This window comes from Larkinella rosea (genome assembly GCF_003858635.1).
In the GTDB taxonomy this organism is placed as follows: Bacteria; Bacteroidota; Bacteroidia; order Cytophagales; family Spirosomataceae; genus Larkinella; species Larkinella rosea.
The window spans coordinates 1,849,176-1,875,203 of sequence record NZ_RQJO01000007.1 but is presented as its reverse complement, the minus strand read 5'-3'; the positions used below and the strand labels follow the sequence as shown (position 1 = coordinate 1,875,203).

Here is a 26,028-nt window from a genome sequence, read left to right as displayed (position 1 = left end):
ACTGTTTTTGATCTGCTAAAATTCATTTTATTTGATGAACGGAGAAACTACCTTGTGACCTGATTCACCTGAAATGAAAAGCAAACTACCTCTCTATCTCAAGCGTTTTGGTGTTTTTAACGGATTGAGCCTCTATTTTCTGCTGAAATCGAAACAGAAACGAACCGTACGGATTCAAATTCCGCAAGCCAGACACCCGATTTTTTTACGACTCGGCACGTCCGATCGGAACGTGTTCAACAACATTTTTGTCTATGGTGAATACGATTCGGTTGTCCTGGATTTTAGTCCGCAGAGTTTTCTCGACGGGGGTGGAAACATTGGTCTGGCGGCCGTTTATTTCGCCAACCGATACCCGAACATGCGAATTCTTTCCGTTGAACCGGAGAGCGAAAATTTTTCCATCCTTCAACAAAATATTGCAGCTTATAAAACGATAAAGGCCATCAAAGCCGGTTTGTGGTCGCGCCCCACCCATTTAACCATTCGGGATACGGGTGGGGGAGAATGGGGATTTACGGTAGAGGAAATCGAAGAACCGGCACCTGATTCGGTGCGCGCCGAGTCGATCGAGGGTTTGGTGTCGCAAAATGGCGGGCAGCCGTTCGATGTGGTCAAACTGGACATTGAGGGCAGCGAAGCAGAAGTGTTCCGAACCAATACGGAAGCGTGGTTGCCCAACGTTCGGGCGCTGATTGTGGAATTGCACGAGTGGATGAAACCGGGAAGTTCGGCTAGTTTTCTGGCGGCCACGTCGGCGCATAAGTACCAAAAAACCGTAGCTGGGGAATATGAAGTGTATGTTCGTCAGAACGTGACTAACTGATTACCAGCAATCAAGCCCAAATTCCGTTCGTCAGGAATCCCTTTCCTAATTTTCCGTACTTTTGTAAACTGCGAGAAACCTAATCAGCGAGCTAAGATGTTTACACTTCGAAAATTGACCCAAACGGCTGTATTACTGGCGGCACTAACCCCGCCAATCAGTGCGCAGCCTTCTCCCGAAAAAGCCAAAATGAGTGAAAATCCGCTATTACAGCCGTTCAAAACACCGCACGAAACGGTGCCGTTTAACCTGATTAAGAATGACCAATACCTGCCCGCGCTCCAAGAGGCCATGGCGATGGGCCGGAAGGAGATCGATGCGATTGTGAACAATCCGGCTGCGCCGACTTTTGAAAATACCGTCGTTGCCCTCGAACACGCCGGTCAGATGCTGAACCGGGTGTCGTCGGTTTTATTCAACCTGAACAGTGCCGAAACCAGCCCTGAGCTTCAGAAAATTGTGCGGGAAGCGTCGCCCTTGCTAACCGAATACAGCAACGATATTTCCCTGAACGAAAAATTATTCAAGCGCATCAAAACCGTATATGACCAGCGCGATAAACTGAAGCTGGACGGTGAAGACCGGATGTTGCTCGATAAATCGTACAAAGGGTTTGCGCGGAATGGGGCCAATCTGAAAGACGGCGACAAGGATAAATTCCGGGCAATCAACAAAGAGCTTTCACAGGCATCGTTGCAGTTTGGCGAAAATGTCCTGAATGAAACGAACGAATATATGCTTGAAGTAACGGACGAGAAAGATCTGGCCGGTTTGCCGGATTTCGTCCGCGAAGCGGCAAAGTCGACGGCTAAGAAAAAAGGAAAAACTGGTTGGGTATTTACACTTCAGGCGCCAAGCTATCAGCCGTTTATGCAGTATGCTGATAATCGTGACCTGCGTAAAAAACTGTTCATTGCATTCAGCTCACGCGGTTTTCATAACGACAAAAACGATAATCAGCAGATCATCGGTAAACTGGTTCAACTCCGCTACGACCGCGCCAAACTGCTGGGTTACCAGACGCACGCGGATTTTATTCTGGAAGAAAGTATGGCCGGTTCACCGGAAAAAGTGAAGCAGTTTTTGAGCGAACTGGTCGGTTATTCAAAACCGGTGGCGGAAAAACAATTGGCCGAACTGACCAACTACGCCAGGGAGCACGGTTTTAAAGACGAACGACTGGAGCGCTGGGATTATAACTATTATTCCGAGAAACTGAAAAAGGAGAAATACGCGCTCGACGACGAAATTCTGAAACCGTATTTCAAACTGGAAAACGTCATCGACGGCGTCTTTACGATTGCCAACAAACTCTACGGCCTGACATTCAAGGAGCGGAAGGATATTCCGGTTTACAATCCGGAAGTGAAAACCTACGATGTGTTCGATCAGAACGGGAAGTTTCTGGCGGTTTTCTACGGCGATTATTTCCCCCGGGAAGGCAAACGGAGTGGCGCCTGGATGAACGACATTCAGGGACAGAAAATTGAAAACGGGGTAAACGTGCGGCCGCAGATCGTCAATGTCTGCAACTTCACGCGCCCGACCGAAACCAAACCATCGCTGCTGAGCTTCAACGAGGTTACGACGCTTTTCCACGAATTTGGGCACGGTTTGCACGGCATGCTGGCCAATGGCAAATACGAAAGTCTGTCGGGAACGAGCGTGTATCGCGATTTTGTGGAACTGCCTTCGCAGGTGATGGAAAACTGGTGCTACGACCCGGAAGCTCTGAAACTGTTTGCCAAACACTACCAAACCGGTGAAGTGATTCCGAACGATCTGATCGAAAAAATCCGGGCCAGCCAGAATTTCATGGCCGGTTTGGCTAATCTGACGCAATTACGCTACGGTCTGGTCGATATGTACTGGCACGGCGGGGCACCCAAAGGCGAAACCGTCGAGCAGGTGGAATCCCATGTCGACTCCCTGGTCAACCTGTTTCCGAAGGTGGAAGGAGTCGCGTTCAGTACGGCGTTCTCGCACATCTTCGCGGGCGGTTATTCGGCAGGTTACTACAGCTACAAATGGTCGGAAGTGCTGGACGCGGATGCGTTTGAGTTTTTCAAAGAAAAAGGGCTTTCGAACCGGGAAGCGGCCGACAAATTCCGCAAAAACGTCCTGGAAAAAGGCGGTACGGAAAAACCGATGGAGTTGTACAAGAAATTCCGGGGCCGCGAACCGTCTCCCCAAGCCATGCTGCGTCGGAGCGGGTTGACGTTGTAAAAGATGTTATTTCGCGGAGAAAAAAGGAGGTAAGCGGAGGTAGAATTAATTCTCTCCGCTTACCTCCTTTTTTCTCCGCTTACCTCCGCGAAATAACTCTTGCCGTTATTTTTCTCCCGTACTCAGCCGGTTGGAAGCGGCAATCAGGAGCATCATCAGACCGAAGCCCAGGAGTGGAAAAGCCGGAAGACGGGATGTTACCGTGGACAACGAAACCTGGTCGCGGGTTTTCAGGTAAATGGCCAAAGCCACCAACGTTCCGCAAAGAGCAATCACGAGTAGTCCTTTACCTGCATATACTTCAGGCCATAAAAACGTTCCGGCCAGCGCATCATAAATACCATACAGGACAGCTATGCAATCAATCGCGATACCAATTCTGAAAAGAGATTTCATACGAGTATTGGGTTGGTCGGTGAACGCTTTGACAGGACCGCTTACGGAACCGATTGCCATTCCTGCCGTTAAATAACGACTTGAAATACCGTATAATCCCGGAAATAGCCCAGCCAGAATGAATAACTGGTGGCTTTTGGTTGATAAGTTGCGGGAACCGGCCATAAGTGGCAGAAGGGCCCCGCAACCGCTTTAACAAACTTTAACGGGTCCGACGGGCAATAAGCGGGGTTATTTTGCTAATTTTGGGGAAAATATACCTGTTACCCCAATGCAAACCATCAAAGGAACAGAATCTAGAGTAAGTTCTGAGACGCCCTCCCCGGCATCCGGTTTTTCCTATAATCGACTTAATAACGTAACAGGCTGGGTGCTTTTTGCGATCGCCCTGTTCACGTATGCGTCAACAGTGGAGCGAACCGCCAGTTTCTGGGATTGTGGCGAATTTATTGCCTGCGCCTACAAACTTCAGGTGCCTCACCCACCGGGTGCGCCGTTTTTCCTGTTGTCCGGACGGATTTTCTCTTTGCTGGCGATGGGCGACGTTACGCAGGTGGCCTATTGGATCAACATGATGTCGGTGCTGGCCAGTGCGTTCTCCATCCTGTTCCTGTTCTGGACCGTTACCATGCTGGCCCGGAAGCTGATTAACAAACAATTCGCCGAATTGACGCAGGCTGAGACCTGGACAGTCATTGGAGCGGGGGCCGTTAGCGCGCTGGTCTATACGTTCTCGGATACGTTCTGGTTTTCGGCGGTTGAAGCGGAAGTATATGGCGTATCGTCGTTTTTTACGGCCATTGTGGTCTGGGCGGCTTTCCGCTGGGAATTGATTGATGACGAAGCGGCCGCCAACCGTTGGCTGCTTTTCATTGCCTATCTGATCGGGTTGTCCATCGGTGTTCACTTGCTCAACCTGGTGACGCTGCCGGCGATGGCGCTGATCTATTATTTCAAGAAACAGCCCAAGGTAACGTTGTGGGGCGGAATCGTCGCCTTTGGCGTTGGGATGGTGATATTGGGTATTATCAATGCGGGTATTATCCCGGGTTTACCAACTGCGGCTTTTGCCGTTGAGCGGTTTTTTGTAAACACCTTCGGACTGCCCTATGCATCGGGCATCGTTATCTTCACGATTGTTTTCATTGGGGCATTGGTGTACGGAATTATCTGGTCGGCCCGCAAAAACCGCCCAATCGTCAATACGGCCTTATTGGGGCTGGCCTTTGTGCTGATCGGATACGCGTCGTACATTCAGGTTCTGATCCGTTCCGATTTCAATACGCCGATTAACGAAAATAACCCGAGCGACGTCGTCAATTTTGTGTCGTACCTGAAACGCGAACAATACGGAAGCCGGTCGCTGAGCTACGGCCCATTGTTCTTTTCCCGCCCTGTTGATCAGAAGAAGGGTTCACCGCAGTACGAAAAACGGGATGGCAAATACGTGGTGTTCGATTATGCGCCGGAATACGTTTACGATAACGACAAACAGATGCTGTTTCCCCGGATTTACAGCAATCAGCCGAACCATCCGCAGTTGTATTCACAAATGCTGAACATTCCGCTCGATGCGCAGGGGCAGCCGACGCGAAAGGTAACGATGGCGGATAACCTGCAATTCTTCTTTCAATACCAGTTGGGGCACATGTACTGGCGGTATCTGATGTGGAATTTTGCCGGACGGGCGGGAGATCAGGAAGGTTCGGGTTATCTGTTGCCCTGGACGAGCGACGACGGTATTCCCGACCTGATCAAAGACAACAAAGCCCGCGATAATTTCTTCATGCTGCCGTTCCTGCTGGGGTTATTCGGAATTGTTATTCAATATTTCCGTCGACCCAAGGATCTGCTCATTGTCGGCATGTTGTTTTTCTTCACCGGTATTGCCCTGCAAATCTTCCTGAATTCGCCCCCTTCCGAACCGCGCGAACGGGATTATATTTACGTAGGATCGTTCTATTTCTTTGCCATGTGGGTTGGTCTGGGCGTAGTGGCCCTCATCGACGGTTTGGCGGCTTACCTGAAAAATGAAAAGATGCGCGCCGGGCTGGTGGTTGGCCTGTGCCTGCTGGTGCCGGTGATGATGGGCGCTAAAAGCTGGGATAACCACGACCGGTCGAACCGGTACCACTCCGTCGATTTTGCCAAAAACCTGCTGAATTCCTGCGCGCCGAACGCCATTTTGTTTGTCGGTGGGGATAACGACACCTTCCCCTTGTGGTATGCGCAGGAAGTGGAAGGCTTCCGGACCGATGTACGCGTTTGTAACCTGAGTCTGCTGGGTACCGAATGGTACATCCAGCAGATGAAACGCAAGACGTACGAATCCGAAGCGTTGCCGATTTCGCTGGAATTTGCGCAGTTCAACAAAGGGAAAAACGACGTTATTCCGTTCTACGAAATTCCGGCAGTGAAAAACGGGATCAACCTGAAAGAATACATTGGGTTGGTGAAACAGAATAACCAGGCGATTCAGGTGCCGCTGACCACCGGCGAAATGACCAACATTCTGCCGTCGCCGACGTTCTTCCTGCCCGTAAACAAAGCAGAGGTGCAGAGCCTCGGTTTTGTGCCCGCCAAACTGTTGCCGATGATGAAAGACACCGTTGTCTGGAATTACGGTAAACAGGATATTTACAAACCGGATCTGGTGATGCTCGACATCATTGCGACCAACAACTGGAAGCGGCCGATCTACTTCTCGACCACGCTGGGGCAGTCGAATTACCTGAACCTGAAAGACCACATGCAACTGGAAGGGTATGCCTACCGCCTGATGCCTTTGCAGGTGGCGAGTGCGACCGACGGTTTTGTAAATTCCGACATTATGTACACCAACATGATGAAGAAAACCTTCTGGCGGGAAATGGATAATCCAAACTCATATTATGACGATACGTATCGGGGTTCACCGGTTATTTCGGCCCGGATTGCATTCCTGCGGTTGGCGGATCAGCTGATGCGCGAAGGGAAAAACGCCCAGGTTAAAGAAGTGCTGAACCGGTCGCTGCAGGTAATTCCTGACAAAGCGATTCCGTATGACCAGATTTCAACCAATTACATCCGGATTCTGCTGGAAGTGGGAGACGTCAAAACCGCTCAGCAAATTGCCGATGTGGTGGCTACTCGGGCGGATCAAAGTTTGACCTACATCAAGAAGACCGGTGGTGGCAGCAACGACGCCAACTTCGATCTGTACAATTTACAAACCATTGTCAATGCGTTCCGGGAAACGAAAAATGAAGCACTGGCGAAGAAATACGACGCCATTTTTCAGAAACATTTGAATGCGTTAGGTTAACTACTTACTTCTTCTGCCCGGCACTTCGGGCAGAAGAAGGCTAAACTTCTAATCAATCATTCGTATGGTAACGATCATGTGTTGTTTAGCAATAACCCTTCATTCTCCACTGGATACTACCCGTTTACCGAAAGGGTTGACGGAAATTCCAGGGGGGGCGGAATTGAGCGAAAAGCATGTCATGCCGAACGCAAAACCGTCGTTCAAGTCGAACATGCCGGTTTACAAACCGGATGAAAGCAGCGTCATTCCAATGCCCAACTCCGGATCAAAGCAGCGGTATCGCCAGATTCCGCTGGAGAAACTGACTCCACCTGATTTGAGCAAGCCGAAAAAATAGCCAAAAAGAAAGTCCGACCTTCCAGCCGGGCTTTCTTTTTGGCGGTATTAATCATTAGAGTTTATGTCGATCAAGTGTTTTGTGAGCACTTGAACGGGTCGGGCGAAAATGGTGTAATCCACAACAGCTTTCCATCATTCGATCCTGGATGACAGCTTTCCAATGCAATAGCTGCGCTTTTTTGGATTCCAGAATAAATAATAGCCTGTTTTTCTTGTGCTTATACGATGCTACCTAAAGCCGTTGTTTGGGGCCAGATTAGTCGCTTACCTCTTGAGAATGGGCGGTAATAAAATGCCCAACGATCCTACTAATGTCGGAATATAACTGAAAAACAAGACCGGTTTTCCAGGTTTGACCGGATAGGAATTGTGGAAAACTCACCGAAAATCAAAATTTCTATTGAAACCCCATACTTATTTCGATTTTCCGAAAAATAGTATCATAAATCGCCCGACCAGTAAAAGCAACATACAATCCTTGTAGGTATTTTTGCTTTTCCTGGATTGGACTACAGCGGGTAACGCCTGTTACTAACCCGCTGTAGGAATATCATCGACCGGTTGGGCCCTGCTTCCGGTTGTCAAAACAGCACCAGATTTCCATGACTGAACGTTCTATATTCTTGTCGAGAAGACGATTTTTGACTACCGCTTCTTTTGTAACCGCCTATGCGGTAGTCAATCCGGCCTGGGCTTTGCTTCCGGTTTTACCTGGACCAACGAAACCACCGGTTTTCTTCCGGCACTTCCCTTCTCCCTTACACGCATTTATCTGGCGAAATTGGAATCTGGTCCCAATCGAACGACTGGCGTTGGTCCTGGAAACAAACCCGAACGAAGTACGTCGGTTAGCATCGGCAATGGAACTCCCACCGATTCAACCGGTTTCGGCCGACCAGCTCAAACGGAGTTATCTGACCCTCATTCGCCGGAACTGGCACCTGTTACCCCGCGAGCAGCTTCTGACCCTTCTCGACTGGACCGACGAAAAACTGACCTTCACGCTTCAGGAAGACGACTTCTTTTATATCAAGCTGGGCAGCATCAAACCGGAATGCCATCCCATCAAGTTCACGGAAGCTCCAACGGAAACGAAAGTCCGGGAAAAGCAACTGGCTCGGTGGATCCGGGAAGAATTTTCGGGCGGTTTTCCAACCCATCAGGAACCGCTGTTTCAGTTTGTCAAAGACCTGTCCAAACCACCCGAAAAGATGACACTACCTGCTTCGTCGGGGATGTCGCCCCGGTTTGGGTATGCCTATTTCGCGTTGTTTGGCGACCCCTTGCTGGAACCGGGCATCGATCCGTATCCCGAAGGTTATCTCGAGCAAATGGCGACGGCAGGCATGGACGGCACCTGGATGCACATTGTTCTTTCCAAGATCACCCCGTTTCCCTGGGATCAGGCCCTGAGCGAACAGTGGGAACAACGATTGGAAAATTTGGGTAAGCTGGTCAAAAAAGCCCGTCAACACGGTATTGGTATTTACCTGTACCTGAATGAACCCCGGTTTTTGCCCTTGGCATTTTTTGACAAAAATCCGGAATTAAAAGGCGTAACGATCGGTCAACAGGCTGCGCTGTGTACCTCTCATCCGCAGGTTCAGCAATATCTGACCGATTCGATCGCCTTGATTGTCAATCGCATTCCGGAGCTAGCCGGTTTTTTCTCGATAACGGCTTCAGAGAATTATACCAATTGCTGGTCGCATGGGAAAGGTGATGGCTGTCCACGCTGCTCAAAACGCAGCCCCGCCGAGGTGATCGCCGAGTTAAATGGAATTTACATGACCGGCATTCAGCGGGGGATAGTTTCCAAAAACGCTACCAGCAAACCGCAGTTAATTGTCTGGGATTGGGGCTGGAAAACCGGGTTTGCGGAAGAAATTATACCCCGGCTACCGAAAGAAGCCGCGCTGATGAGCGTGAGCGAATGGGAACTCCCCATCGAGCGGGGCGGGATCAAAAATGTTGTTGGCGAGTATTCCATTTCCTCCATTGGCCCAGGTCCACGGGCTTCCCGCCATTGGGCGATTGCCCGCCAGAACGGTCTGAAAACCATTGCCAAAATTCAGGCGGGCAACACCTGGGAAATCGCGGCCGTACCGTATATCCCGGCGATCGAAAACGTGGCCACGCATGCCAAAAACCTGCGCAATGCCGGTGTTGAAGGCCTGATGCTCGGCTGGACCCTGGGCGGTTATCCGTCGCCTAATCTGGAAGTGGTTGCCGAAATGGGAAGCAGTTCCACCATCGAACCGCTGGAAGCCATGCAGAAGGTGGCGAAACGACGATTTGGATTGGCAGCCCGGGCCGTAACCGAAGCCTGGCGTCAGTTTAGCCGGGCGTTTACCGAATTCCCTTACCACGTTGGCGTCGTATATAATGCCCCTCTGCAAGTGGGGCCGGCCAATTTGCTCTGGCCGGAACCAACGGGCTACAAGGCAAGTATGGTGGGATTAGCGTATGACGACCTGAAAAGCTGGCAGAGTAGTTATCCAACTGACGTTTTCATAAACCAGCTTGAAAAGGTGGCCACCGGTTTTACACAGGCACTAAAAATACTAAAAAAAGAAACCTCGGCGCTTCGATTAACGAATCCGCAAAAACAGATGCTGGCTGGTGAATGCCGTGTTGCCGAAACCGTAGCTATCCACTATGGCAGTATTGCGCTCCAGGCCAGATTCATCCAGCTTCGAGACCAGTTGGCTGCGGGAGATTTACCGAAGATAGATCGGGAAGAGAAGCTGGCGGCACTGGAAAACATACTAAAAAAAGAGATTCAACTGGCCAAACAGATGGTCCTGTTACAAGCCCAGGACAGCCGATTGGGTTTTGAGGCTTCCAATCATTATTTCTATGTCTGTAACGATCTGGCCGAAAAAGTCATTAATTGCCGTGACTTGCTCGACAACTGGCTACCGGATTTAAAAAAGGCTCTTTTTAAAAACGGATGAATCGCTTTGAATGACTTCTCAAGGAGTAGAAAACCAACCGCATTCTTTGCGCCCTTTCCAACCGTTAAGCTTGTGCAATAGCTGTCGAACTGTCCAACCAAAAAACAGGGTAATGAGCTGATAAAATCATATTTTATATCATTTTTATTTAATTTGCACCATTCAACTGGTTAGACCTAAACTGTACTGGACCTGTTTACATACCTCTGGCATCGGAAAGTTCAATTGACGCGCTCGTCACGAAGGCGTCCGAAAAAAATACGCTGATAGAAAAGATCAATCGAAATGATACGCCCCTGGAAATCAGGCTGGAAGATGGTAGCGTCGTTTACCTGAAAAAGAATAGCCGGTTTAGCTACCCGGCTCATTTTAGGGCCCAATCGCGGGAAACCTTTTTGAGTGGAGAAGCCTTTTTTTAAATTGCGCCCAATCCCAAAAAAACGTTCTATGTCTACGCCAACGAGCTGGTGACCCAGGTCCTGGGGACGAGTTTCGACATCAGAGCCTTTGATGACGAACAGCAGGTTGAGGTGAAAGTACGTACCGGGCGGGTGTCGGTTTATAACCAAAAACCGATCCGGCTGGTCAGCTGACCAAACAATCCAGGACAAGATCTGGATTTGGCTGGATTCAGATAGTGGCCGATCTGTTGAAGTGGAGTGTAACCAGCGTTCCGTTCTGGTTTTCGTAGGTCAGAATACCATCGAGCTGGCGGGTGAGCAAGTCCACCAACTGGGTACCGAAGCCCGTTTCTTTGACGGCTTTCGCGGGCGGCTTGCCGATCCCATTGTCGGCCACTTGCAGCAGCAATGAACCGTTGTCCGTCCGCGTCAGACTCAGGCGTATGGTGCCGCTGTCCCTGCCGACAAACGCATATTTAAGCGAGTTGGTCAGTAACTCGTTCGTTAGCAGTCCTACGGAAACCGCGGTGTCAATATCCAGTACCAGTTCGGGCATCGAACAATCAATGGTAATGCGGTCAGTGGCATCGAACGAATGGAGGATGCTTTCGCTCAGGTTGTTAAAATAATCACGCATTTCAATAGCCCCTAATTGCTTGCCCTGATACAGTTTCTGGTGGATAATACCCATGCTCTGTACCCGGCTCTGACTGGCCTGAATAGCTTCCAGTACGTTGGGGTCGGTGACTTTAGCCGACTGCAACGCCAATAAACCCGAAACCACTCCCAGATTATTCTTGACCCGGTGATGAATTTCCTTCAACAGGAGTTCGTTTTGAGCATTTTTTTGGGCAATCTCGTCGCGCTGCTGTTTAATAATTACGGCTTCCTGCAGGGCCAGTTCGCGAGCCTGTTCGCGCAGCCGGGCCTTCATCAGGTACCAAAAACCGAGCAACAGCAGCAGTGTATAAGCAACATACGCCCAGGGGCTTTGCCACCAGGGCGGGGTGATGTTAATACGCAGGGGTTTTGCCAGTTTAGTCCAAATCCCGTCGCTGTTGCGGGCTTTCAGGTGGAACAGGTAGGTACCTGGCTTCATCTGGGCAAAATCGACGGTATTTTTCAGGCCGATGCTTACCCACTGAGGTTCCTCATCCACCCCGGTCAGGGCGTAGACATATTCCCGACCGGTGATGCTGCGGTAATCCAGAAGTGCAAATTTGAGTTCAAGCGTGTTTTCCCGATACGACAACGCCAGTTCATTGGCTCGCCAGCGATTTTCGGGTAGCGGCTTCATGGTTTCTGTCTCGTCGGCATCGAAATAAGATACCGCCACCAGCCGCAGGGGCGACGGCGTTCGGGGGGCGTTCTGAATCAAGGCTGGCCTAAACCGTCGAAGGTTGTTTTGGCAACTAAAATAAATCTCGCCTGTGAGGGGCTGTGCGGCAATTGGCGTACTAAAGACCGATGTACCCACAAACTGCGGAAACGTGGTTACTCGCTCCGTTATGGGATCGATACTGGAAACTACCTGATTCTGATTGAACCAGATTTTGCCAGTTCCGTCCAGCGTGGCATGGGCAAAATAATCATCTGTAAACCCGTTGGCAATGCCATATTTTTTGAACTTCCCCGTTTTGACCGACAGCCGCTGTAAAGGAGCACTATACCCACTCGTTACCCACACATCGCCCTGCTTATCAACCAATGGTGCGTAGGTGTAGTTGCTGGCCAGCCCATGCGGGTCGCCTTGCCGGAGCATAAACCGTTGTACGCGACGGGTGTGTTTGTTTACCCGGCAAAGCCCGTTGGCGGCTCCGCACACCCAGACGGTATTCTGAGCATCGACGGCAATTTTTTGCAGTAGATTCGACAGCAGGCTGTTGGGGTTGGCAGGGTCATTTTTCCATTGCTCATAGACGCTCACAAGGCCCGTTTTTACGGACAAACTACCCTTCGGAATACGGAAAAGCCCATAGCCCCAGGTCGAGATCCACAAGTCGCCGTCCTGGTCTAGAACCGTAAAGATGGGGGCTTGGATCGATTTAATCCCCGCTTTATGGAACCGGACAGGGAGGGCACGACCCGTTTTTTTGTCGAAAATAAACAAACCCTCATCTTCCGAAATAAGCAGCAGGTGATGATCGGACAGGGGGATACTGGAATAAACGTTGGGTAGCTTCAGCACAAACCTTGTATCGTCCCCGCCTGGATGGCCCCCGCTGGGATCGTGACGAATCAGCCCCAGATCGGTACTGATCCAGATCAGGCCGTTCGCGTCAGGAAATAGATCGTTAGCCAGCGGCTTGACCTTGCCCAATTGCGGCATTTTCAGGTTAGGGTAACGTTCCTGGCGGGCATCGAAAAAGAGCGGATTCTTGTCACTTATACGCTCCAGCCAGATCAACCCCTGCCGATCTTCGTAAAGCGTCACCAAGCCCGATAGCGGTTCCTGATTTTCGACGGCCATCGGGATACAGTGCTCTACCACGGTCCGATCGGCCGAAATTCGAAAAATGTCGTCCTCGCAACAGAGCCAGAGCCGCCCCGACCGATCTTCCAGAATTACTTTCGGAAACGTAATCGGTTTCCCGTCGGCCGTGTGCTTGTCGAACGAGGTGATCTGCCCAGTTTTTGGATTGAACACCTGAAGCCCGGTTTGGTTGGGAACACCCATCCAGAGCAAGCCCCGATGATCTTTACAGAGGCTATTGGGAGCATTCAGACCAACGATGAAGTTGGGAACAGACACACCCTTTTTGTCTACCGCCGGAAAGCAATGCCATTGTTTACTAGTCCGGTTATAGTATTCGAAGCCGACGGTGGTGCTGACATAAATCCGGTCTGATTCGATCACAATGGGCGACAGGGGGTTGCCCTGTAACTGCCCTACCTCGCCGGGTTTGGGCAAAAAACGAACGGTACGGCCTGTTTTTGGGTCGAACTGGTTCATACCCAAATCGCTCCCGATCCAGATCTGACCCGACTCATCGCGTTGCAGGAACCGGAGTTTATCGGACGATAGACTGGCTTTGTTGGTAGGCACATGATGAAAATGGGCGATCTTTCCGGTTTGCGGATTATAGGCATTCAGGCCACCGTCGCGGGTGGTGATCCAAAAGTTGCCCTGCTCATCCTGGATCATATCGATCGCACGTGACGAGGATAAGGAATTCAGATCAACGGGATTGGAGCGGATCGATACGATCTCGTGGCCGTCGTACCGGTTTAGGCCATTGCCGCTGACGAACCAGAGAAAATCCTCACGGTCGTTAAAGAATTTATTGATAACCAGTTGGTTCCGGTTTCGACCCAGCGTCTCTTTGGGCGGTTCGTTGAAATAAAGCACCGTCGATTGTGCCTGTCCAGCGATTGAGAGCAGGCATAACAGGACGATGAGCCACCTTTGAACGATGCATTTACCCATGTTGGGACAACCCGTATTCAGTAGCGAACAAGATACAAAAAATAGAGCGTTATAGACGATTCGGCTTAATCAGGATGTCGTTCCGTCAAGGAGCAGGTGGTGCATCGGCATTCCACATACCCATTGTAGATACCCACTTCCCGTCTGTATTGCGTTTGAGCAGTTCGGTGTATCGGCCTTTATCGACAACGACTTTCCCGTCGGGCGTTTTTATATCCATCTGGAACTGACCCGTTTCCCACCCCAAGTCACCCTCACTGCCCGTAGCAATCGTTTTGACGGATACATTGGTGGCCCCCGCGTCAATAGCACCCTTCCAGTAGTTAAGAATGTTTGCCCGGCCCGTAACGGCGGGCTCATTGGGCGGATACAACGTTGCATCATCCGCATAGCAATTCGCAGCCGCCACCGCGTCTCTGGCATTGAGTGCCGCAGCAAAATCCCGGTTCATCTGAGACAATTCTTCGGCCGTGGCGGGTTTTTCCGTTGCAGGCACGTTGCAACCGGCGGCAAACAGGAGCAGGACCGCAAAGGCGGCCCTGATTCGTGTAGAGGATTTGGCTGTCATGATTAAAGTAGGTTTAAACGGATTGGGAAACGAGTAGCCGTTGTAGGCTTATTCAGCGTCATAGGCTGGGTGTCGATCGTATTGCACACCGGGCTACCCAATACCTTTAGAAACCCGGCCTCACCTCACTTGTCCTTCTGATCCTCGTTGTTGATATCGCGGATGCAGATGAATTTTCCGTCGCGTTTTTCAAAAATGCCCATGTATTTGCCAGTGCTCACTACGTTGCCAGACGCGTCTTTAACCGTTGTCTTCCCGACTTCGGTCACTAGGTTGCCATCGCCGTACACGTCCATCGTCTCGTAGGAAACCGTAGTCCCGGCCTTGCGCGCTTTCATACTTTTGAGCAACACCTGCCGGATAGCATCCTTTCCCACGCACATGGGTTCATCATCGGCCATTTCTATGGCATCGTCTGCGTAGAGTGCCATTATTTTGTCGATGTCCTTAGCGGTTGTGGCGCTGGCCCATTCGGTTTCGATGGCTTGTATTTCCGTTTTGATAGCGGTCATATCGGGTTTAGCAGCTACCTGCTCGGTTGCAGTTTCCTGTTTTTGGGCGGGCGTGTTGCAACTGGTAACACCGACAGACATTATGGCAACAATGGCCAGGATTCGGGTAAATGGATTGGTTTTCATTGGTTTGATTTAGGCGATTTAGGGGACCCTCACTAAGCGACGGTAGAGTTCAACGGCTTTTATTTTCTCGTACACTGTACCCAATTTTTTATCGGCTTCCTGAAACGATTTGTCGTCGTGGATTTTCTGGTACGCGTTGGCATTGGGCCAATTGCCCTCGAAGTAGTAGCGGTATTTGTCGGCTCCTTTTCCTTCTACTTTGTAGAGTGTGTAGCCGGCGTTACTGTAGCCCAGGCGTTTAATGACCGTGTTCAGCTCGCCAATCAACGCCGACAGCTGGGCCTCCGTTACACCCGCTGGCATATCGAAAAGGTGGATACTTTTGAGTTGGGTCGTTGACGTTTGCTGAGCCTGTGCAGATGTCGACAGGCCGAGGCTAACCAGTAGCCAAAGAGCAGCTAGGGAAATCAGGAGTTGTTTCATGGGTTTGATTAGTTAGTTTGACTGTTTTAAAATCGATCCCCCAGCAGTATGTATAGGCTGGGCTTCTGTGTGCTCATCATTTTGGATTTAGGTAGTGTCGTCCGTTAAATCCAATTCCATAAACAGCATAAAGTCTTTAAATTCGGCGGGGATTTCCATTTCCGGATACGCGCCAATGTCACGAAATCCAACACTTTTGTATAAGGAATGAGCTGCTTCCATAAACTTCGGACTGTCAAGTCGAATTTTTTTATAACCGACTTTTTTCGCTTCAAGTAAAAGGCCTTCGAGGATCGCTCGTCCAGCTCCAATTCGTCTGCTAGCTGGATCAACAAACATCCGTTTTACTTCACCGATATCGGAGTTGATCCGTTTCAGACTTCCAAGCCCACATACTTCACCTTCATAAATAGCCAGGATTAATTGGCCGTAAGGGGGTTGAAACTTGCCAATCTGTTGGATGTCCTGTTCAACCGCTTCTTTGGGATTATGGGGATGAACGCCGTAGAGTTCCTGCATTTTGTCGTTCCCCCAAACTAAATAATCAAACCATAATTTTTTAACGGTTTCCAGGTCGTCCGGAATGACAACGGTTCTTGTTTTTACTTTTTCACTTTTGTTCATTTCCTGACTAGGTTTTGGTTGTTTACTTTCTACAGATAGCTCAGCCACCACTGCTCTTTGTGCGTTGTCTTGTAGGCATCAAACCAGCGACACAGGGGATACAAGGACGCGACAACGGCTATCCAGATAAGGTAAACCACCCCGAGATTGTAGCCGCCATCGCCGGGTAGCACAAACCGCATCGGTATGATTTGCAGCGATTTATCGGCCTCCATCATGGTATGGCCAGCGGCAAAAAAGACAATCATGCGCAGGGTGTGCAGGACATAAAAATGGATCGTGTAATAAAAAAAGGCCGTTCGTCCGTAGGTGCGCAGCACGCCCGTAACGCGATTGTGAACGTTCTCCAGCAACGCCAGACCCAGCAGTCCAGGCCCTACCGTAATGCACATGTACAGCAGCGATGGGGGGTATTTATGCACCTTCAGGAACGAGAACAACGTGGTGAGGCCGTCTTTCTGGACGCTCCAGGAGAAGGGGTCGCCGTATCCATTCAGCCAACGCAGAACCACAAATAACCCAATGGCGCCGGCACCGAGATAAACCAGCCATTGTTGACGCTTCCGGTCCGAAACCGCCGGCTCAAACAACCGGCCCAGGCAGTAGCCCAGCATCATTAGCCCCAGCCAGGGAAGAAACGGGTACAGTACCACAACGGCCCGACCGGGAGCGTATTCTAACACACGGTGATCGCCACCATGAAACAGCGCCCACCAAAAACCCGACGTAAATCCCGAGCCCTGTTCCACTGCATCCAGCAGATTATGGCCTAGAACGATCGCTAAACCAATGCTCAGGATGGCCCGGAACGGCAGCCACGTTAGTCCGGCCATGAACACCATGCTGATGCCCAGCGACCAGAAAACGACCAGCGTGATGGGATTAAACAGGGTAAACGTATCCGCTGGCGCAATCAGGAGCACCTCGGCGACAATGAGCCATAGGCCTCGTTTCAGCAGGAACAGACTCAACTCGCTGCGCGATTTTCGCAAACCCTGCAGGTAGATGGACGTACCGCATAGTAAGGCAAACGTAGGAGCGCAGAAGTGGGTAATCCAGCGGGTGACGAACATGACCGGCGTGGTGGTATCGAGATTAAGCGGGTCGTCGGTATAGGCCTGGGCGTGAAAGAAATCGCGCGTATGGTCCAGCGCCATAATGATCATAATCAGACCCCGCAGTACGTCGATGGACTCGATGCGGGTGTTGATGAATGAAGACGCTGGATTGCGGGAGCCTGCGGTTACAGATGTATGGATGAACGGAAAGGTCATTTCGGTATAGCGACTAACACTCTTCTGTGTGTTCTGAAAGGTTTGGGCTAACCCCAGGCAGGAATCTGTAAAAACCGATGAGGCTCATCATTGAACCTGCTTGACTGAATCAGTGCGCTTTATAGGCTTCTAACTCGATCTCAATCAACTGGCCGGGCAAGGCTAATTCCTTCACGCCAAACCACGACCCGGTCGGAAACTGCTTTTTGTAGATTGTATTTCGGTAAGCCGACTGATTCACAAATTCGGGCATATTCGTGGTCAGAATATTCTCCACCACAACGTCGTCCCAGGTGTAGCCATAGTGCTTCAGAATTTTGTCCAGATCGGCGTAGCAATTTTTCATTTGCTGGCCCATATCACCTTTAGCCGTCAGGTTTCCTTTCTCGTCCATACTGACCGCACCCGATATTTTCAGTTCATTGCCAATCCGAACAGCATGGGAATAGCCATACGCTTTTTCGAGTTCGGGGCGTAACATAAAGTACTCCGGTGCATCGGATTGAGTCGCTGGTTTCTCATCTGCTTTTTGGGGAGCGGTATTGCAACCGACGGTAAACAGGAGCAGGGCGGCAAAAGCGGCCAGCATCAGGGCGGATTGGTTGGGTTTCATTGGGATTTGGTTGGTTAATGTGAAGAGATCAATTCCCTTTTTTCAAAAAAGAGATCAATCCGGTGAAATACGTTTGCTGGTCGTCGTACATCGCCAGATGACTACCGTTGGTACAGAGCAGAAAAGTGCCATTTTTGACCTGCCTGGCCATCATCGCCATGTGTTTGGGGTCCATCGTGTCGTAGGTGGCTCCGATAACAAGCGTCGGCACTGTTATTTTGGGTAGGTCTTTACTACGATCCCAGTTCTTTAGGTTAGCATCACCCGCCATGCCAAACTCGCTTGGTCCCTGCATAGTCACATACTGCTCCTGGTTCAGTTTGGCCAACCCCCGATTCAGCGGTTCGGGCCACTGCGCCGTTGGAAACCGGCAGATATGCTTTTCGTAATAATTGGGCAGCAACAGTTCCATATAGCGCGGGTTGGTAAAGTCGCCTTTGGCTTCAAGGGTTTTGATCTCGGCCAGCACCTTCGGATCCATTTGTTTGGCGAGTACGTCGTTGGCGTACTGGCTGTAGGCGGGCGCGCTGCTCATCATGTTCGAGATAATTAAACCCTTGATGTTTTGTCCGTATTTAAGCGCGTATTCAATACCCAAAATGCCCCCCCACGACTGACCGTATAGGTAAAGGTTGTCTTTGTTTAACCCCAACGCTGTCCGAACCTGCTCTACTTCTTCCACAAAACGGGGTAATACCCACAGGCTCTTGTCAGTCGGTCGGTCGCTGTTGCCCGCGCCGAGTTGGTCGTAATAAATGAACTCGATGCCTTCTTTAGGCAAAAAACTCTCGAACACCTCGTAGGCCTCATGACCTGCACCGGGACCGCCGTGCAGAATCAAAACCTTGACCGTTGGGTTATTGCCAATCCGCTTCGTCCACACGTTGAATGTGCCTTTCGGAGTCTTGATCGGGATTATTTTCACACCCCCGGTTTGTATACCTGTATCGGCTGGGGCAAAGTAGGTTTGGAGTGCGTTCGCCTTGTCAGCATTTGGTTTTGGGTCGCAGCCGACAACGGTCAGGCCAATGAGCAAAACAACAAAAGCGGTCGGTAACAGCGAAGGTAGAAATTGGTTGATTTTCATGGCTCTATCGAATAGAGAAAAAGCTGCAAGGTTATTGGTTTTATGTGCGCTCCCTCTTTGCTACTTGACGGCTACCGGTGCCGCTGCCGACTCCTGGTAAAACGTCGCTTTCCACGCACCCTTGATTTTGGTGAAGAGCATCGTTCCCGCGACGTGCTCAAACTTTATTTTCTGGCCGGTTTTGAGCGTTGCATTCTGTTCCATCGAGAACGTATAAAGTACCAGCGAGTCAGTCAAAACCCGAATCGCTTCCTTTGCTGGCACGACACTCAACGTCTTCATCTGGCTAAACCCGTCTGCGTTCAATTTTTTGAGTGCGTTGTAATCCCCGAAAGTGCCATCGGGATTGACCGCCTGAAAATCAGGCGTTTTTTCGAAGTAGGTCATGCACCGCTCGATGTCAAGTTTTTCGACCTGTTGGAAGAATTCTTTCACAAGGCCAGAAATTTCCTGTTCAATCGCCTGCTTGTGTTCAGGTGTCATGGCCGACACCTCGGTTGTTTGTGTGTCCGTTTCCTTTGCGGGTGTATTGCAACCGGCGGCAAACAGGAGCAGGGCCATGAAGGCAGCCGAAACGAGGGTAACTTGGTTGATTTTCATTGACTTGGCTTGGTTGTTTCGCCCGGTCTGCGACAATACAAACCGGGCTATTATGGTGGCGGTATTGTCGGTTATTTCTTGCTCATAATCAGCATGGTAGGCTTACCAATGACCCCGTCTTTCCGCATCGTTTCCGCCAAATCCGGGCGGGCAAAAAAAGCCTTCGGTGCGTCGGGCGAGGCCCACTCGCTGATGATACAAACCGTGTTGGGGTCGTCGGCCAGCGTACTGACTTCGGCATTTAGTTCGCCCGCCAGCATTCGTTCGTTATAAAACCGGTCGAAGCCTTTTTTCCAGGCGGCATAGTCGGCCACTTTGTGATAGACCATCGCTTTGACGAGTTTGGATTGGGTGTTGCGGCTGATCTTCCACTGCCCGTTCTCTTTGACAGCCGTGTTGCTGTAAGCCCCTTCTCTCACGATCCGCTCTCCTTTTGCCGACCGCCCCGTTAGGTGATAGGTTCCCGTGAAAATCACGCTGCCATCGAATTGCGGGCTAACACTGGCCAGCGAAATGACGTTGGTCACGTCATCATCGACAAACCCCTTCGTGTAAAAATCAACTATCGCAGCCCCTTTTGTGGTGGTACCGTCCGTAGCCGTCCGCACGGCATCGGTGGTGAACATCGTTTTCAGGGTGGCTACGTCCTCGCGGTTGAAGGCATCCTGAAATCGCTTCACCAGGTCGCGCACCTCAAGCCCAATCGTGTTCATATTCCACTTGACCTGACTGATTTTCCACTGTCCGCCGACCTTGCCGATCAGCATCTCGTAGGTGCCCGCCGTGGGGTTGAGCTTCGCGCCGGTTTTCCGCACAAAATCGTAGCCTGTGACGGTCGTGCCGATTTTTACCTTGCCATCGGGCTGGGCCTCGGTGCTAACCACCGTGAATTCCATATACGACCCGGCCGTTTCGCCGAAATCGCGTACAAAGTCGGCTTCAACATCGGCTTTGGAACCGGGCGATACACTGCCATCGGGGTTTACCCAGCCCACATTGTCGGCAAAAAGGGTCATCAGCGTGGGCCGGTCGCCTTTGTTGTAGGCGGTCTGGTAGGTTTTGGTAAAGGCAACCGCTTCGGTGTTGAGGCCCTGCGCGAGGGTGGTGGCTACGAAAGCCGGAAGGAGTAGCAGCGTCAAAAGCCGGGCCATGACGAAAATTAGATTACTGGTTTTCATGGGTAAATATGGTTACGTGAGTTGATTGGGTGAGTTTCTAAGCCAGCCTTCTACCCGGCCTGCTGTAATGTTTCCTGTACAGACCTGAACGCTACGCCGAGGTCATTGGTCGCCAGGGTGTTGCTGTATACAAGTGCGGCTTCGCCTGCGGGCGGTTGCTGGTTCAGCATGAGCGACAGATCGGAGATGGGGTAACTTTCGCTCGAAAGGAGGTAGTTTTTGCCGTGCAAGCCCGACCGGGTAGCGGCCTGAAAAACGGCCTCGGCCACATCGCGCACATCCACCACCGAAAAGGCCACATCGTTGGCAAACAGCATCTCAACGAATGGGTTGGGGGCGATCTTGTTTTTAAACAGGTAGAGCATACCCATCGATGTTGAATCGGCGCGGGGCGACAAGCTGGTGCCAATGACAAAAACCGGCGAAACGGTAGTGATCTCGAAGGGTATATTCGGGTTTGCCTCGATGAATTTCCGTACGACCTGGTTGGCCAGGAACTTGGCTTGTCCGTAGGGATGGTCTTCCGCACTGAACCAGGGCGTATCAGCTTCGGAAAATACCTGACCGGCGGGGTGGTTAGGGGGAGGCATTGGAAACGAAGTAGTATAGGACGCCACCGAAGCGATGAACACTACACTTTTGAGTCCCTCTGTTCGATTGGCTATGGCCAGAAAATTTTCCGTACCCCGGATGGTGGGGTCTAACAGGTCGCGCTGCGGGTCTTCTACTGCCAGCTGAAAAGGTGTGCCACCGTGTACCACAATCGCGCAGCCCTGCATAAAGGACTCAAGTGCAGCCACATCGCGCACATCGCAGGTCACCAGCATCAGGTTTTCGGCCCTGTTGAGGGTGTTCAGGTGAGCGTACTTTTCGGCGTTGGCCGGGTCAGAAGCCGATACTTTCACGGCATATCCCTCGTTCAGAAATTTTTGGGTGACGTAGCTGCCAATGAAGCCCGCTCCGCCAAGGACGCCTACCGTTTGCATATAGTCTGGGATTTAAACCACCGGGCCGTTTATAGCCCGGTGATGAGGAGGTGAACAGACTTGGTTGAGGAAGAAGAATGAATTAGCTGGCAGCCGAATAGGCCAAATCGGAAAGGAGGTGACCGGTTCTCAATTCTATTCGTCAGATGAGGGGTTTCCGTGTTGAACCGCGCGTATCACTTACCCTGATGCGATTGTGCGTATGAGCGGTAATCGTAGCCACGGCAGGCCTCTGTAGGCTTATAAGATGGCAGTTGGGGAGATCCACAGGAAGCAAAAAATAGCCGGCGAATGAATAGTGGCAAACGGGAACGACATGGTTAAACATAGTTCGGTGGTGGTCTGAAACGGAGCGGCCCAATCAGCCCGGTAAAGCGATTTGGCTGATAACGGATCTAAACTATCGCCAGCGTATTTCCCAACCAAGTTCGCCCGGACGAGCGCATCCTTTTACTGTCCGAAAGGGGGTATTTTCTTACCGGATGTGTGAACGGTAATGCCGGTTTTGTCCGGAGGCCTCAAATGGTCTGGATTCGTTTCAGCAGGGCCTCGCGCAGGAGGTGGCTGAGCGGAATCGTTTTACCCCCGATTCCGATATGGCCTTCGCCTACCTCATCGACCTGCGTCAGATTTGCCAGATAGGAGCGGTGCACCCGCACAAAAAAGTTGACCGGGAGTTTATCTTCCATCACCTTCAGGGTCGTTGTCAGCAGGTATTCTTTGTCGGCCGTGTAGAGGTGGCAATAGTTGCGGTCGGCTTCCACGTAAAGAATATCGGCGATGAAAATCTTGACGATCTTTTCGCGGTGCCGTACAAAAATCCGGTCATTGAGCACGAAGGGCGCGTCGGGGGCAGGGTCGGCAGAGGCAGGAGGCTCGTCGGCCAGGCGGCTGATGGTCAATTCGATAGCCCGTTGTAATTCAATGGCCCGGATTGGCTTGGAAATGTAGGCGTAGGGTCGGGTTTTTTTGGCCCGAGCAAAGGTGGCCTCGTCGGTATTGGCCGTGACGTAAATAATCGGAATGTTCCATTGCTGGCGGATCGCATGGGCCGTCTCGATACCGTCAAGTGAGCCTTTAAGACTGATATCGAGCAGAATCAGGTCAGGTCGGTTCGTTTCGATGTGTCGGATGGCTTCTTCGCCCCGAGGAACTATCCCGCTCACTTCATAGCCTAGTTTGCTGAGTTGAAGGGCGATATCGGCGGCAATAATCATTTCGTCCTCCACAATGAGCAACTTCACGGCTATGTCCATGTCATATGATAGTCATTCGATAAAAAAAAGTATATGTTTAGGGAATGGTGCAGCGTATCTTCGGCAACGTGGATTGGGCATTATCACAGTTAGACCGGACTGCCGGTGCGGCAAATCCGTTACGAAGATAAGCTCAATTTTTATTATTTAGAAAGACGATTTCCCTCCTCATGCGACTGTTGTAGTTTTTGTTCATTCACACCTGGGACCTGAATGGCTGCAATGGCTGTCCTTCGCATTCAATAACGATAGCGAAAACCGGGGACTAGAAGTGATTATTGATACGCATTTTCTGAACCAATATCCTGACCCAATATGAGCCTCTTATTTTGTTGTGTACTGATAAGGTTGTAGGGCGTGTTGACAATTAGGTAAATCTATTACTGCCTTGCAAATTTGGTCCATGAGACGCTATGAGCTTACCGACGAATAATGGCACAATAGCTCCTTTACTGGTGGGAAAAGTTGGCGATGTGGGCCGAAATGCGGCCGATAATCGACTCTTTATCAATGCGATACTATGGATTAATCGCAGTAGAGCGCCGTGGCGAGATTTATCCCTGCGATTTGATCCCTGGAACACGGTTTATCGGCGGTTTCGGAGATGGGCTAAAAAGGGAGTTTGGAAAACGATTCTTAACGAGTTACAGGAACCAGATCTGGATTGGATTATGATTGACTCGACCATCGTGCGGGCTCACCAACATGCAGCCGGCCCCAAAAAGCGAACCCGGTCGCGGATGTTTAGGCCATCCGTGGAAGGTTGGACGACGAAAATTCATGCCACGGTGGATGCTCTGGGTAATCCACTGCGGATCATTATTAACCGTGGGCCAACGGGCTGATATTACCCAGGCGGAAGTATTCGTTGCTGATTATGAAACGAGTAGCTTATTCGCAGATCGAGCCGGGCGGCCGGTGCCGTTACGATGCAGATTCGTTCATTAATACCTTTCAACAATCGGGGATCGATGTCGTGATACCATCCAAGAAAAACCGCTTAGAGGAGCGTGTAATTGAGGAGAATTTATAGAAAGATCACAATAAAGTGGAGCGGTATTTTAACAAACTTAAGCAATATCGGCGGGTAGCTTCCCGCTATGACAAAACCGTCATCAGCTTTATAGGGTTTGTTTATTTGGCTTCGGCCATGATTCGTATACTTTAATTGTCAACTCGCCCTGGTTTTTAACTTTAATATAGAGCTTTTTTAGATCAGGATATCGGTTCAAAAAAACGAATAGTGATCACCCTATTTGCGGAAATTTCCAAGCAAAAAGCACAAAATATGAGATGGGGTTTGTCAATACAAATAGCTCAAAATCGGCCAGGCTGTTTCAGGGATATACAAGTACAACAAATCGAAAGAGCTTGTTTTTCATCTGAACATTCAGAGCGAGAACATGAATAAGCGGGAGCCGCCTTTGGCTAAGAGCGTCGCCGTTAAAATCAAGTTTTCAGGATTATTGAAGCGGGCCAATTAACTCGATGAAAGTACCGTCGGGATCCTGCACAAAAACAAAGTGCGCGTTGGCATTCAAGGGTGTAGGAGTGCTACCCAGAAACGGCACCTTCAGTTTCGTTAGCCGGTCTATGATGGGTTGCAGAGCCTTCACCTGAATAGTGATATACTGCATGCCTGTATCGTCCTGAATATGTTTGGGCTTTGGATGCGCCGATTTGCCTCCCAAACTCATCAGCTTCCAGTCGGTGGCATCAGGGCTGTTTTCGAGTTTCAGTATGGTTACGTTCGTGGCTACACCATTGGTCAGGCCGGAACGTTTGCCGAACTCTTCATTGATGGTAAAGCTGCCGGTTTTGACCATACCGATGCCATTGACGTAAAAGTCCAGCGAGCGTTCAAGGTCGGCGACTACCACCCCTACGCCAATTGTTTTGCTGGCAAAATTAGATTGTCCCAGAGCGCTTAGTGCCCCCCCAAATATCATGAGTGTTATTTTGACACATTTATAGAAAGACCGCCTGGTTTTGTTCTTTTTGAAAAGAATCATTTGTTGTTTCGTTATAAGTCTGAATTGGTGTAAGCCAGGAGTGATCGTGCCGTTGAAAACTGTGATTTTTAGTGTAATCGTTTCATTGCCATCTACTTTCAATCGGATCGTTTTCCCTCGACAAAAAGAATCTCGGCCGGTTTTTCGTTGTTTTCCAACCTTATAGTCTCCGGCTTTATCGTTGCTAAAGTCCGAATATCTCTGTTTCTACCCGACCGGTTTTTGTTTTGCAACTGGTAGGTGCCCCAACTAATTTTTAATCGTCCTGTTGGCTTGACGCAGAACATGTAGCTGCCCACCGCAAGTGGCCTGGTATTGGGCAGCTACATGTTCCGCCAGAGAGGGAAAGGAGATTCGTTTGCTTGGCTAGCCGGTCTCTCTTAGTCTGAACCAAACCGGTAGGATACTACACTTTTCCTAAACAATTATCTTAAACAAACGTTACCTCAGGTGAATGGATAACGGCTTTGCGTATACGTTCCTAGCGCCTGGTTGCCCAATTGGGATCACTTCCTCCGGTCGAACCGCTCCTGCCGGATGTAGGAATTTTTCCAGCCCAACCATGATATTCACTGCCAATTCAGAATCGGCTCCGCTAGGCCAACTCGCTTCCTTTCTGGCTACCCGGCGCCAAGCGCTGCTAGCCAACTGGCGAATCGCCTGTGAGGCCGATCCGGGCCTGAAAAGCGTTAACCGCTTAAGCCGTGAGGATTTTGTCAACAAAGTCCCGTTTATGCTCAATGTGCTCCAGCAGCAATTGCAGCAGCAAAGCCAGGAAGCTCAGGTGGAGCGCTTAGCCGCTGACCATGGTCTCCTTCGCTGGCATAAGGGCTATGTCCTGGCCGGATTATTGGCCGAGATATTTATTTAAGCCAGACTATACTGGCCGA

The 26,028-nt window shown here is 50.5% G+C and carries 22 protein-coding genes; 7 read left to right on the top strand and 15 right to left on the bottom strand.

Features of this window, described 5'->3' with window-relative positions; all coding sequences use genetic code 11:
• The first annotated feature begins 73 nt into the window (after window positions 1-73).
• Entirely contained in the window at window positions 74-826 is a 753-nt protein-coding gene (locus tag EHT25_RS07800) for an FkbM family methyltransferase (RefSeq protein WP_124872960.1), read from the top strand.
• A 96-nt stretch (window positions 827-922) separates the two neighbouring features.
• Complete coding sequence (locus EHT25_RS07795) at window positions 923-3,052, top strand: M3 family metallopeptidase (RefSeq protein ID WP_124872958.1); 2,130 nt, start codon at window positions 923-925, stop codon at window positions 3,050-3,052.
• A gap of 105 nt (window positions 3,053-3,157) precedes the next feature.
• Here the strand turns inward: EHT25_RS07795 and EHT25_RS07790 are convergent, their stop codons facing one another.
• Entirely contained in the window at window positions 3,158-3,448 is a 291-nt protein-coding gene (locus EHT25_RS07790; RefSeq protein WP_124872956.1) for a hypothetical protein, read from the bottom strand.
• Window positions 3,449-3,719: 271 nt separating this feature from the next.
• Between EHT25_RS07790 and EHT25_RS07785 the strand changes: the two genes are divergently transcribed.
• The 3 genes from EHT25_RS07785 (at window position 3,720) to EHT25_RS07775 (ending at window position 10,051) form a co-directional block, all read left to right on the top strand.
• Window positions 3,720-6,752 carry a glycosyltransferase family 117 protein gene (locus tag EHT25_RS07785; protein ID WP_124872953.1) on the top strand — a complete coding sequence of 1,011 codons (3,033 nt, stop codon included), beginning with the start codon at window positions 3,720-3,722 and terminating at the stop codon, window positions 6,750-6,752.
• 64 nt (window positions 6,753-6,816) lie between these two features.
• Window positions 6,817-7,092 (top strand): hypothetical protein, encoded by a 276-nt coding sequence (locus EHT25_RS07780; protein ID WP_124872951.1) that lies wholly within the window; start codon window positions 6,817-6,819, stop codon window positions 7,090-7,092.
• A 643-nt stretch (window positions 7,093-7,735) separates the two neighbouring features.
• A complete protein-coding gene (locus EHT25_RS07775) occupies window positions 7,736-10,051 on the top strand; it encodes a hypothetical protein (protein WP_229311464.1) in 2,316 nt (771 codons plus the stop codon).
• A gap of 221 nt (window positions 10,052-10,272) precedes the next feature.
• On the opposite strand, the gene EHT25_RS33560 is transcribed toward EHT25_RS07775, so the two are convergent.
• The 13 genes from EHT25_RS33560 to EHT25_RS07705 all read right to left on the bottom strand — a co-directional run bounded on the left by EHT25_RS33560 (window position 10,273) and on the right by EHT25_RS07705 (window position 23,126).
• Complete coding sequence (locus tag EHT25_RS33560) at window positions 10,273-10,662, bottom strand: hypothetical protein (RefSeq protein WP_229311463.1); 390 nt, start codon at window positions 10,660-10,662, stop codon at window positions 10,273-10,275.
• A gap of 19 nt (window positions 10,663-10,681) precedes the next feature.
• On the bottom strand, window positions 10,682-13,879 hold the full coding sequence (locus EHT25_RS07760) for a histidine kinase dimerization/phosphoacceptor domain -containing protein (RefSeq protein WP_124872949.1): 3,198 nt from the start codon (window positions 13,877-13,879) through the stop codon (window positions 10,682-10,684).
• An 85-nt stretch (window positions 13,880-13,964) separates the two neighbouring features.
• Window positions 13,965-14,447 (bottom strand): YybH family protein, encoded by a 483-nt coding sequence (locus tag EHT25_RS07755; protein WP_124872946.1) that lies wholly within the window; start codon window positions 14,445-14,447, stop codon window positions 13,965-13,967.
• A 125-nt stretch (window positions 14,448-14,572) separates the two neighbouring features.
• The gene (locus EHT25_RS07750; RefSeq protein ID WP_124872943.1) at window positions 14,573-15,085 is read right to left on the bottom strand and encodes a YybH family protein; all 513 of its coding nucleotides are present in this window, start codon (window positions 15,083-15,085) and stop codon (window positions 14,573-14,575) included.
• Window positions 15,086-15,103: 18 nt separating this feature from the next.
• The gene (locus tag EHT25_RS07745; protein WP_124872941.1) at window positions 15,104-15,508 is read right to left on the bottom strand and encodes a hypothetical protein; all 405 of its coding nucleotides are present in this window, start codon (window positions 15,506-15,508) and stop codon (window positions 15,104-15,106) included.
• A gap of 87 nt (window positions 15,509-15,595) precedes the next feature.
• On the bottom strand, window positions 15,596-16,132 hold the full coding sequence (locus EHT25_RS07740; RefSeq protein ID WP_124872938.1) for a GNAT family N-acetyltransferase: 537 nt from the start codon (window positions 16,130-16,132) through the stop codon (window positions 15,596-15,598).
• Between the two features lie 29 nt (window positions 16,133-16,161).
• A complete protein-coding gene (locus EHT25_RS07735) occupies window positions 16,162-17,406 on the bottom strand; it encodes an acetyltransferase domain-containing protein (protein WP_124872936.1) in 1,245 nt (414 codons plus the stop codon).
• Between the two features lie 109 nt (window positions 17,407-17,515).
• The gene (locus tag EHT25_RS07730) at window positions 17,516-18,019 is read right to left on the bottom strand and encodes a RidA family protein (protein ID WP_124872934.1); all 504 of its coding nucleotides are present in this window, start codon (window positions 18,017-18,019) and stop codon (window positions 17,516-17,518) included.
• Window positions 18,020-18,047: 28 nt separating this feature from the next.
• Window positions 18,048-19,106 carry a proline iminopeptidase-family hydrolase gene (locus EHT25_RS07725; RefSeq protein ID WP_124872932.1) on the bottom strand — a complete coding sequence of 353 codons (1,059 nt, stop codon included), beginning with the start codon at window positions 19,104-19,106 and terminating at the stop codon, window positions 18,048-18,050.
• Between the two features lie 60 nt (window positions 19,107-19,166).
• Complete coding sequence (locus EHT25_RS07720) at window positions 19,167-19,706, bottom strand: nuclear transport factor 2 family protein (protein ID WP_124872930.1); 540 nt, start codon at window positions 19,704-19,706, stop codon at window positions 19,167-19,169.
• A gap of 71 nt (window positions 19,707-19,777) precedes the next feature.
• The gene (locus EHT25_RS07715; RefSeq protein WP_124872928.1) at window positions 19,778-20,884 is read right to left on the bottom strand and encodes a nuclear transport factor 2 family protein; all 1,107 of its coding nucleotides are present in this window, start codon (window positions 20,882-20,884) and stop codon (window positions 19,778-19,780) included.
• Between the two features lie 50 nt (window positions 20,885-20,934).
• Entirely contained in the window at window positions 20,935-21,870 is a 936-nt protein-coding gene (locus EHT25_RS07710) for an NAD-dependent epimerase/dehydratase family protein (RefSeq protein WP_124872926.1), read from the bottom strand.
• Window positions 21,871-22,388: 518 nt separating this feature from the next.
• Entirely contained in the window at window positions 22,389-23,126 is a 738-nt protein-coding gene (locus tag EHT25_RS07705; RefSeq protein ID WP_124872924.1) for a LytR/AlgR family response regulator transcription factor, read from the bottom strand.
• Between the two features lie 413 nt (window positions 23,127-23,539).
• On the opposite strand from EHT25_RS07705, the gene EHT25_RS07700 reads away from it, so the two are divergent.
• Entirely contained in the window at window positions 23,540-23,971 is a 432-nt protein-coding gene (locus EHT25_RS07700; RefSeq protein WP_124872922.1) for an IS5 family transposase, read from the top strand.
• Between the two features lie 618 nt (window positions 23,972-24,589).
• Here EHT25_RS07700 and EHT25_RS07690 read toward each other — a convergent pair.
• Entirely contained in the window at window positions 24,590-25,075 is a 486-nt protein-coding gene (locus EHT25_RS07690) for a VOC family protein (protein ID WP_124872918.1), read from the bottom strand.
• 625 nt (window positions 25,076-25,700) lie between these two features.
• Here EHT25_RS07690 and EHT25_RS07685 point away from each other — a divergent pair.
• Entirely contained in the window at window positions 25,701-26,009 is a 309-nt protein-coding gene (locus EHT25_RS07685) for an RsbRD N-terminal domain-containing protein (protein ID WP_124872916.1), read from the top strand.
• The last annotated feature ends 19 nt before the right edge of the window (window positions 26,010-26,028 follow it).